At 35.7% G+C, this 11,095-nt stretch carries 6 protein-coding genes; 3 read left to right on the top strand and 3 right to left on the bottom strand.

All coding sequences use genetic code 11. From position 1 onward, the window contains the following. Positions 1–140: 140 nt before the first annotated feature. Together E1I69_RS25365 and E1I69_RS22820 are read left to right on the top strand one after the other, a co-directional pair. Positions 141–2,378 carry a hypothetical protein gene (locus E1I69_RS25365; RefSeq protein ID WP_136381819.1) on the top strand — a complete coding sequence of 746 codons (2,238 nt, stop codon included), beginning with the start codon at positions 141–143 and terminating at the stop codon, positions 2,376–2,378. 106 nt (positions 2,379–2,484) lie between these two features. Further along, positions 2,485–3,579, top strand: coding sequence for a M15 family metallopeptidase (locus E1I69_RS22820; RefSeq protein WP_136381818.1), 1,095 nt, complete (start codon positions 2,485–2,487; stop codon positions 3,577–3,579). 73 nt (positions 3,580–3,652) lie between these two features. Here the strand turns inward: E1I69_RS22820 and E1I69_RS22815 are convergent, their stop codons facing one another. After that, positions 3,653–5,572, bottom strand: a complete 1,920-nt coding sequence (locus E1I69_RS22815) for an O-antigen ligase family protein (RefSeq protein ID WP_161974968.1) — start codon at positions 5,570–5,572, stop codon at positions 3,653–3,655. Positions 5,573–6,162: 590 nt separating this feature from the next. Between E1I69_RS22815 and E1I69_RS22810 the strand changes: the two genes are divergently transcribed. After that, the gene (locus tag E1I69_RS22810; protein ID WP_136381816.1) at positions 6,163–7,143 is read left to right on the top strand and encodes an N-acetylmuramoyl-L-alanine amidase family protein; all 981 of its coding nucleotides are present in this window, start codon (positions 6,163–6,165) and stop codon (positions 7,141–7,143) included. Positions 7,144–7,422: 279 nt separating this feature from the next. Here the strand turns inward: E1I69_RS22810 and E1I69_RS24875 are convergent, their stop codons facing one another. Together E1I69_RS24875 and murJ are read right to left on the bottom strand one after the other, a co-directional pair. After that, on the bottom strand, positions 7,423–9,399 hold the full coding sequence (locus E1I69_RS24875; RefSeq protein WP_207308603.1) for a glycosyl hydrolase family 18 protein: 1,977 nt from the start codon (positions 9,397–9,399) through the stop codon (positions 7,423–7,425). Between the two features lie 89 nt (positions 9,400–9,488). Beyond that, the gene (murJ, locus tag E1I69_RS22790) at positions 9,489–11,015 is read right to left on the bottom strand and encodes a murein biosynthesis integral membrane protein MurJ (protein ID WP_136381815.1); all 1,527 of its coding nucleotides are present in this window, start codon (positions 11,013–11,015) and stop codon (positions 9,489–9,491) included. Between the last annotated feature and the right edge of the window lie 80 nt (positions 11,016–11,095).

Here is an 11,095-nt window from a genome sequence, read left to right as displayed (position 1 = left end):
GTCCAAATATCCTATTTCACTTCTAAAAATACCCAATAATTAGTTGTAAAATCCTGTCTTTTTTTGTAGAATATAAGAATGAATTCCATATTCATCTAGTAATTTACTAGGTATATAAAAAAACAGATAGGAGGGATAGGGTGATTAAGAAATTATCTTTTTTTAGTGTGGCTTTTGTTCTACTGCTAACACTACTATCACCACAGGTTGGCAATGCTGCTTCAACCTATAAGGTTACGGCAACAATCAGCGGTCAAGAATATTCATTGACTAATAGTAACAATCAGTATGTATTCAATATTGATAATTTTGTCAAGCAACACGGAATTCAAGAAACAGATAAGCTTGAAAAAATTTCAATTAGCACTCCGAATGGTGTGAAATCAGTATCATTTGATTTTGCAGGTCTAGATTACATACTTTGGGATCAAGAGCTTACCGTTGTTAATGGCAAAGCTGAGTATGTTCTTTCTGACGTACTAGGAAGCTATGACAATGGAAAAGACGGCGTTTCTATTGTAAATCTTCGTCAGCTACTTTATCCACTGAACAATAAGGTAACAGGAAAAGCAACAGTTAATTTTACAAATGGAAACAGCGAGGTACTGACACTTTCAATTGTTTCCACTAAGAATGTAGATTTAGCTGGTTCAAAAAACGTTGCTGTTTCAAAACTAGAACTATTAACAAACAAAGGTAATATTGTTGCAACAGGTGCAAATAACAACTTTACACTTAATTTGACTAAGCTTCCTGGTGATGTTCAAATTTCTGGTGTTTCATTAGAATCAACTACTGCCAAAACAGCATCTGTTTTTTCACAGAATTCGTATTTATACAAGGATGCAACAGATCTGCAATTTGTAAATGGTAAGGCAACTCTTGATGCTTCAATGCTAAGCTTTGATAATTTACCGGAAGAATTTGTAGATCCAAACCCTTATTTTGTAACAGTACAGGAAGTTAGAGATGCAGTTGTTGAATATGGCTACTATACCTACAAAGGAATTGTCGCTGATGCTAGTGGCAATGAATCTCTTGTTTCAGTTACATTTAAGGTAAATGGCTGGGAGCAGGATGCTGGAAATTGGTATTATTACAATCATAAAGCGACTAAGCACACTGGCTGGCTTCAAGATGGTAGCAAACGCTACTACTTCGATTTAAAAACTGGGGCAATGAAAAAAGGTTGGCAAACAATCAGTGGCAAAGGCTACTATTTTAATGCTGACGGTTCAATGCATACAGGTTGGTTAAAAGCAAATAACAGATGGTACTTCTTCGATGTGAACTCAGGTATCTTAAGTGACGGATGGGTTCAGCAAGATGGTACTTGGTACTATTTACATGAAAATGGCATATACCAAACTGGTTGGTTCCAACAAGGTGGTAAGTGGTACTTCTTTAATGGTGCTGGCGCTATGCAAACTGGCTTAGTAAAGGCCGGCGCAACATACTATTTCAATAAATCAGGTGTCATGCAAACAGGTTGGGTGAATGACAACGGTACTTGGTATTATTTCAATCCGGATGGTGCAATGAAGACTGGTTGGTTTGCTCAAGGTAACAAGTGGTATCTACTACAAAATAATGGGGCTATGGCTACTGGCTGGGCGCGTGATGGTGGCACTTGGTATTACTTCAACAAGAGTGGACATATGCAAACAGGTTGGGTAAATGATGGTGGTACTTGGTACTATTTCAATCCTAGCGGTGCTATGAAAACTGGATGGATGAAGGACGGTAACTCTTGGTACTTCTTTAATAAGAGTGGGGCTATGGCTACTGGATTCGTTCGTGATGGTGGCGCCTGGTACTACTTCAACAACAGTGGCGCTATGGCTACTGGTTGGGTAAATGATGGTGGTACTTGGTACTACTTTAACCCAAGCGGCGTAATGAAAACTGGATGGATGAAGGACGGTAACTCTTGGTACTTCTTTAACAATAGTGGGGCTATGGCTACTGGATTCATTCTTAATGGTGGCACTTGGTATTACTTCAACAACAGTGGCGCTATGGCTACTGGTTGGGTACAAGATGCTGGTTCTTGGTACTACTTCAATCCTAGTGGAACAATGAAAACTGGTTGGTTGCAAAGTGGCAACACTTGGTACTATTTCAACAAAGGTGGAGCTATGCAAACTGGTTGGGTTCAGGCTGGCAGCTGGTACTACTTCAACAATAGTGGCGCAATGCTTACTGGTTGGGTGAAGGACAATGGTGATTGGTACTACTTAAATACGAGTGGTACGATGAAAACTGGCTGGCTCCTAGATCGAGGTAATTGGTATTACCTATACGATTCAGGTAAAATGGCAGCTAACACTGTTGTAAATGGATACAAATTTGGGCCAAGTGGCGTTTGGATTCAATAAGTCTAGTTTAGGTTGATTGCTATATTTCTAGCAATCAACCTTTTATTTTCAAACTATCTACTAATAATCTATTAAACATCAAGAGAAATTGAATGGAGCAAAGAAAATGAAAAATAAGCTGTTTATATGTAGTTTCTTTCTTTTTATTCTTATATTCCCTGCACAAGTGTTAGGAAATAGTAATGAATCATCCCCTTCTATTACTCAAAACAAAGACGGGTGGGTGCTTGTTAATCAGAATTGGTATTATTCAAATGATGGCGCTTATGTGACCGGATGGCTACGTAATCATAATAAGTGGTATTTTCTTGATTCCAACGGCGTAATGAAAACCGGGTGGATTTATGACAAAAACCAATGGTACTTCCTAGACAAAAATGGGGCAATGCTTACTGGTTGGGTGAAGGATCAAAATTCCTGGTATTTTCTTGACAAAAATGGGGCAATGAAAACCGGCTGGATAAAATCCGCAAATAACTGGTATTACCTCAAAGGTAATGGAGCCATGCAAACGGGTTGGCTCAAGCTGGACCAGAAATGGTACTACCTCCAACCGTCTGGTAAAATGGCAACAGGTTGGTATCAGGTTCAATCGGAATGGTATTATTCCTTGGGTAGTGGAGCTCTAGCTACGAACACTACAATTGATGGATACTATGTCAATAATTATGGTGTATGGGTTCAACCTTATTATGTAAACGGCGTTTTACTAGTTAATAAGACTCATAGTTTACCTTCTACTTATTCACCTGGTGAAAATAGTACAGCCCGTGCTGCTTTTGAAACGATGAAAAGGGCAGCAGCAAAGGATGGAATTGTCTTAGAAGCTTTTAGTACCTATCGTTCGTATTCTTATCAGGGTTCACTCTACAATCGCTATGTTGCTCGCAATGGACAAGCTGAAGCGGATACGTTCTCAGCAAGACCAGGGAATAGTGAACACCAAACCGGTCTAGCATTTGATATCGGCGGAAAGAACAAGGGACTGTGGGCTGAGGATGAGTTTGCTAATACAGCAGAAGCCAAATGGCTTGCTAATAATGCCCATCATTACGGTTTTATTTTACGATATCTTAAAGGGAAAGAGCATATTACTGGCTACATATTTGAACCATGGCACTACAGATACGTTGGTACTGAGTTAGCTCCTAAAATTCACCAAAGTGGCTTGACGTTAGAAGAGTACTTAGGCGTAAACTAGATTAAGAATCTGTGGCACATTTAGGTTTAGACCAAAATAAAAAACCAGCCTTAAAACGCTGGTTTTTGTATTGCTAAAATTTAGGTTGATAGGTTTTTCGTAACGCCTCAAGTGATTCTGTAAAATTATCGTATTTCTTTTGGTTTTCCGTTATCATTTCATTGGCCTTTTCATTTTCACCCATACTTTCTAGTGAAAGAATGGCGAGAGCCATTAAATCATGATTCTTTTCGTTCACTACCTGTTCAGATATGTTCAAAACCTGTTCATATTGTTCTAAATGGAAGTATGCAAGTGCAGCATTATAATGTGTTAAATAACTTACTTTAAAATCTCTTCCATTAAAGGCATCCAGATCCTTTATTGGTTGACTTAAGAAATATTCATACCAATATATATTATCCTTGTAATCATCGATTGCACTTTGTAAAAGGGGTTCAACCTCAGTATTACTATTTTTTTCATGTATCATTTGATTTACTAAATGATTTTTCGACCTAATGCTGGACGTATATAAACCAGTGTTATAACGATCTAGTTTTAATCCCTCATCGTAATAATAAACCGCGGCCTCTAAATTACCAATTTTTTCAGAGAGAATCCCGGCATTTCGAAAAACCTCAGAATTATTTGGCTCTAGATTTATCATTTTCTTAATGACCTTCTCAACTTTTTCTTTAGTTGCGGAGTTCTGCTGATGTCCTTTGACATAAATGTCACTTAATTTCATCCAATACTCAATATTAGTAGGATCTAATGTTACTGCACGTTCCATCTCTTGTTCTAAAATTGCTGGATTCATTGAAGATTTTACATTTTTCACAATTTTATCAGCTTCCATAAAGCGGTATGAAAAAATAAAACATATAACAACAACCGCCGAAAAGATACTATATACAGAAATTGAAAAATAATCTTTCTCTGGTTTGATATCTGTTTTTTGGCTTTTCTTTTTCTTCTGATGGCTTAAATTTGTGTCTGAATTTCTGTTTATACCCAAAATAAAAAGCCAAAAAACGAAGAACCAAACAGTTCCATAGGAAAAATTAAAATCGATAAAACTATGAATAAATATAACTAAGGTTGAAAGGAAAACGGCTAGTTGTGTTTCATTTTCTTCTTTAAAATACAATTTTAATATTCTTAAATAAAAATAGATTATTACACCTATTAAAATTGAAAAACCAATCCAGCCTGTATCCACCAACCATTCAAAAAATCCATTATGGATTTTATTAGATCTATAGGGTAATTCCTGATATTTCTTAAATATGACTCGAAAGGCTTCACCACCTAACCCAATTAATGGAGACTCCTTACTTATCTTTAACGCATCTTCATTAAATATTAATCTTTCCTTCGCTGTACCGGAAGTTATATCAATACTTTCAATACGTTCTTGCAAACGAATAGGCAATTGTTGAAATGCAATCCCTTGATGCGTTATATCTAAGATTCCAAGTATAAAAATCATTAAAACGATGGAGGGAATTAACATTCGAAAAATACCCTTTTCCTCCATCCACTTCGTATGACTTTCCCACTTTTCCAATAATAGCCTTATAAATAAAACACATCCAAAAAAAGCAATACATACAACAATAAGCACTATTAGTTTTAATACACTGGAAAAGCTTCTCACCAAAACAATATATGTTAGTAAAGAAAAAGCAATACTTATCAATGAGTATAGGCAATAATCTATCTGTTTTTTTGCTTTAAGGAGAAATAATCCTATTAACCATACAATCGGAAATACGAGGATCATGCCTCTAGAGTATGCCAAAATAAAACAAACAAGGTAAGACACTAATGGAAGTGAATACATAATTACCTGGATACGCGTTGTTTCTCTTCGAATCAACATTAAAAGCGCAAAAAAGTAAAACATAATCATAGCCATTCCAAAAGTATTTGGATACTTAAAAATACTGCCTAGTCTTCCTGCAATAATAGCACCAGGGAGTTCTGCAATGTTTAAATAAACTAACAATGAATATATGGAAATCCAAATTCCTGTTAATTGAAATGTTATTGGAATCCACTTTTTAATATTTCGATCTAGAGAAACCCAATAGATAAGTAAAAAAAACGATATGTAAGTAACCCATTGTATCAATGAATCCCATGCTCCCTTTGGATTTTCAGCAAAAGGAAATGAAATAATATAGCACAATGGTAGTAAAAGGATTATACTTACCTTTTTAAATAAATAAATCTCCTTTTTATATAACTCCCTTATAATGAATAAAAGGTATAAAATAAAAATCAATAGACTAAGACTATAAAAACTACTATTTGTATATAGTCCAGTTGTATAGGGTGAAACAACAAAAATTATTGCAATAAATACAAATACAAACCACTTCATAACGGACCCTCCAAAAAATCACAAAAACTACTGCTATATTCCCATTGTAAATGGTTTATTTCAACAATTAAATACAAATTTCGGCATTTTAACTAAATTATCCAATTTTTATATACCAAAAGTACTATTTTTATAGTATGATAGTAAAGTAAATTCAGAAACTTGGTTATATACTACCATTTCTGTAATAATATAAAAGGAGAGGCTATTATATGAAGAAGTACAGTTTTATTAACTTTTTAGTAATCTTCTCGCTTATCGTGACTTTTTTACTACCAGTCACAACTTTTGCAGCGGAAGATGATGCTGCTCTCTTAGCAGCAAACACTAATCCAACAGGTGATTCTTATCCTGCAGATGATACATATCCTGTTGACGATACTTATCCAACTGATGACACTTATCCTGTCGACGATACATATCCGACTGATGATACTTATCCTGTTGAAGACACTTATGAAATTAACAACCCATATAACTGGGTAAATCAAAACGGTCAATGGATTTATGCAGACCAAGATGGTAAGAAAAAAACTGGTTGGGTTAACGACAATAACACCTGGTACTACTTAAATAATAGTGGTGTTATGCAAACTGGTTGGCAATTTCTATCAGGTAAATGGTACCTATTAAATACAAACGGTGCCATGAAAACTGGTTGGGTTAAAGATGGAGCTACTTGGTATTATTTAAATCCACAATCTGGTGCAATGAGTACTGGTTGGGTTAACGACAATGGTACATGGTATTTCTTAGATAACAAAGGATTATATCAAACTGGTTGGGTTAAAAGTGGTGCTACTTGGTATTATTTAAATGCTAGCGGCGCTATGAAAACTGGCTGGCTAAAGGATGGAGCTACTTGGTATTATCTAAATGCAAATGGTGCGATGAGTACTGGTTGGGTTAAAGAAGGTGCTACTTGGTACTATTTAGATGCTAGCGGTGTTATGAAAACTGGTTGGGTAAAAGATGGAGCTACTTGGTATTATTTAAATGCTGGTGGCGCAATGAAAACTGGTTGGGTAAAAGATGGAGCTACTTGGTTCTATTTAGAAGCTAACGGTGCTATGAAAACTGGCTGGAAGCTAGTTAACAATAAATGGTATTTCTTCTTTAGTAACGGTAAAATGGCAGCAAACACAACAGTTGGCGGATATAAGCTAGCTGCTGATGGTTCATGGGTAAAATAACTTTTTCATTCGAAGGGTCAGGTGTTTTGAACACCTGACCTTTCATTTTACTTACATTGGATTATTTTGCCCAAATAAACGGAAACAATTCCATTTGCCACCAATTAGTACCCTACCCCATTCTCATAGTTTCACTTTAATCTACGTATTACCATTTTCTTCTTATTAGAAGTTAACCTATCTTCCAATATCCGTTACTGTCGTAATAATACCATTTACCAAAGTTAGTAAAAATAAAAAAGAGCCCCCAAAAGGATTTACCTTCGAGAACTCTTCTTATCATCTAATCCATGCACCGTCACTGCCTAATCGGTAGCCACCTATTGTAGTATTGGCAGCCATTTTTCCACTACCGTAAAAATAATACCACTTGTTTCCGATTACTCTCCATCCCGTTTGCATTGCACCACTTGAAGCTAAATAATACCAACTATTACTTTCTTTTAACCATCCTGTCTTCATGGCTCCGCTATTATCTAAAAAGTACCACTTATTATTATCCCATAACCAGCCTGTTTTCATGGCTCCACTACTATTCATGAAATACCATTTATTGCTAACTTTGACCCACCCTGTTTGCATCGCACCACTTGGATTAAGATAATACCATGTGCCTCTTTCATATAACCAACCTGTCTTCATTCGCCCTGTAGACGGGTCTAAATAATACCATTTTCCTCCGTCCCTGATCCATCCCTTATCTAGTTGGCCATAAATGTTGTAAAAATACCAAGATGTTCCTTCTTTAACCCATCCTTTTTTCGAAACGGATGTGGATGGTAAAGGAGTAACCGGGGATGGAGTGCTTACAACTGTTTGAAGGGTTGGAACATTTAATTTTTGACCAACAAATATCATGTCTGAAGTTAAATTATTTAGAGCTTTGATTGAATCTACAGTTGTATTATAGCGCCTCGCAATCGCAGAAAGTGTGTCGCCTGAGACAACAGTATATACCGTTGTTGTCGCACTTGGCTTCGGTGGAGGAGTATAAGGCTCAGGGGCTGCACCATGTCCTTTAAGCCAAGCGCCATAGCTATTCCACATAACAGGGTTTTCCTGACCTAAGCTCCAACTACCTGTCCCTTTTAATCCAAACTCATGTATAAGACCAACCTTCGCCTGAATGGATGCATCATTTTCAAACCAAATATGATAGGTACCAGGGGTCATCAATTTTCCATTTACAACAGTGGTAGGATCCCCCTCCTTGATTTTAATTATTGCTTTAGGTGATTTGGCAGCCTCATCGTATATTACGGTCGATTCATATTTACTAATCATTTCATCCACTTTAATCTTTGGGATTCCAATTCCACCACTTGCTGCTCCTTCTTTCCAATAACGTCCAAAGAAAGGAATACCAAGTACGATTTTTTCATTTGGAACACCTTGGTTTAATGCATATTCAATTGACCGCTTTACCCATGGAAAGCTTGCAACTGGACCCTCTGGGCCATTTTGATAGCTCTCATCATAGGCCATAATCATGAGATAATCGCTATACTGAGCTAATTTTTGATAATCGTAGGAACCGTGCCAGCCCTTCGTCCACCCATTCGGATTTGCTGCAACTGCAACTGACACTTCCTTCTCCTTCGGAATTTTTTCGCGCAATAAGCGAACGAAATCAGTGTAATTATTACGATCAACATCTGATACATTCTCAATATCTACGTTTACACCGTCTAAATTATATTTCTCTACCGCAGCTGCAATTTCTGTAGCCAACTGTTCACGATTAGCAAGTGCTGCTCTTCCCTTGTCACGATCCCAATGATTGCTTACAAAAGGAACAACCCTAACTCCTTGTCGGTGCATTTCATTAATAAAGTTTTGGTCCAAGAGATAGGTAAACTGTAAAGAACCGTCTGAATTTAAATCAAAATAACTTGGAGAAGTAGTACTTATATTCCCTTGGGTTTGCTCAATCTGTTTCTGAAATGCAGTCTTTCCGCCAAAGTATTGGTAGGACATATTAAAATCAACTTCATGTGCATATGTCTTTTCCGCAATCGACAAACTCGTAAAGGTTGCAACAAGCATTGAGCCAGCCATGATTTTAACAGTTGCTTTTCGTATGACAGGAATATTCCTTCCAATAAAACTTTTCACTTTTTCTTGAAAATCTATTGGACCCTCCGGTTGCTTTTGGTTAAGCTCCATTGCAAATTCCGTCGAAAGAGGGTCAAGATAGAGAACAACAACCGTTTCTGATTCTTCTTGTTTAACTTCCCAGCGAGTAAATAAGTCCATTTTCATCCTCCAGGTAATTCAACATTATAATTTAGTGTATGGAGGAAACAATCTAATTATTTATGGGAATTGCTAGTCTTAAATTAACTTTATGCTTTTATTTTCAACTTAATCTTTTGTTTTACTCTAGCTACCAATACTTCAATATCCTCTACTTTCATAAAAAACATTATAACTAAATATAAAATTGCACCGAAAGCCAAAGAGATTATTAATGAAAGAGCTTCATGAATAGAAGAGTTTAATGCTTTATTTATATACCAAGAAAGAGCACCCATAAATGCGGAGGCAAATAAAATTTTAATTAGTGAAATAATGATCCGTTTTAGACCATATGATCCAATTTTCCTTCGTAAACTTATAAACAATAGTAACGCTGAGGTAGTTGTAGCAATACTTGTTGCCAACGCAAGTCCACCAATACCCATATATCTAGATAAGATAACATTTAATACGATGTTGATCACAACCGCAATTCCAGCATTAATCATGGGTGTTTTTGAGTCTTCTAATGAGTAAAAGGATTTTGAAAGAATTTGGTTTAATCCTAGTCCAAGCATCCCTAAAGAATAAAAGAACAGTGCAGTTGATGTGAGATTGACCGCATCCGAATCAAATGCACCTCTTCCTAGTAACAAGCCAATTATTTGCTCTGTAAAGATTAAAAAAACAATTGTTATTGGAATAACTAAGAAGCCTATTCCAACAATTGATTGACCTAACATTTTTTTAAAACCATCAACATTTTTTTCCAATGCCATTTTAGAGATCAGAGGGTACATTACTGTAGAAATGGACACGACAAAAATACCTTGAACAAATCCGTTTAAGCGAGTCGCGAAGTTTAGAGCTGCAATTCCCCCTTCTGTTATTTGTGATGCTAATGTCCGGTCGATCAATACATTTATAGAATTCATCGAAACACCGATAATAACAGGCATTGCTAGTAACGCCATTTTTTTTATATATTGGTCCTTTAAATCAAGTTCAAACCTGAAGCGATATCCATTTTTTCGAAGAGAAGGTATTAACAAAAATAATTGTGATAAGGTTGCTATTAATGTCCCAATAGCTAAAATAAAAATATTAAATTGATTACTTAAAAAAATTGATACTACTAACAAAATATTCATCGGAAATGCAACAAGAGCGGGGACAACATAATTACCTTTTAACTGTAAATAGCCACTGAAAATATGAATAAGGCCGGTCATATAGATAGCAAAAATACTTACTTGAGCAAATTTAACAGTAAGGGTCAGAGTCTCCCCCTTAAATCCTGAAGCGAATATTCTTACAATTGGCTCAGCAAAGACAAGAGCAATTAAAACAATTATAGTACATAGTACAAGAAGTAAATTAATTAGATTATTGGTAAATCTTATTCCTTCTTTTTCACCAAATTCTTTTTTCACTTTACTAAATATTGGTATATATCCAGTAGCTATGCCTGAAGCTATACTTGCAAAGATTAGCTCTGGTATTGTTAATGAAATTAGATAAGCATCACTTACATTTGATGTACCATAAAAATATGCCAAAGTCATATCCCTAGCAAATCCAAACAGTTTGGAAAAAATGGTTATTAACATTACTAAAACAACTGTTTTTTTCATATCATTTCCTTACCTTTGTATAAAATATATAACCATATCTTTTTATAAAAAAATTTATTTTATCCACTTCTTGTTAAAAG

Source organism: Bacillus timonensis (assembly GCF_004799755.1).
GTDB lineage: Bacteria > Bacillota > Bacilli > Bacillales > Bacillaceae_L > Ferdinandcohnia > Ferdinandcohnia timonensis_A.
The sequence above is the reverse complement of the archived record's forward strand: the minus strand, read 5'-3'. Positions and strand labels throughout refer to the sequence as shown.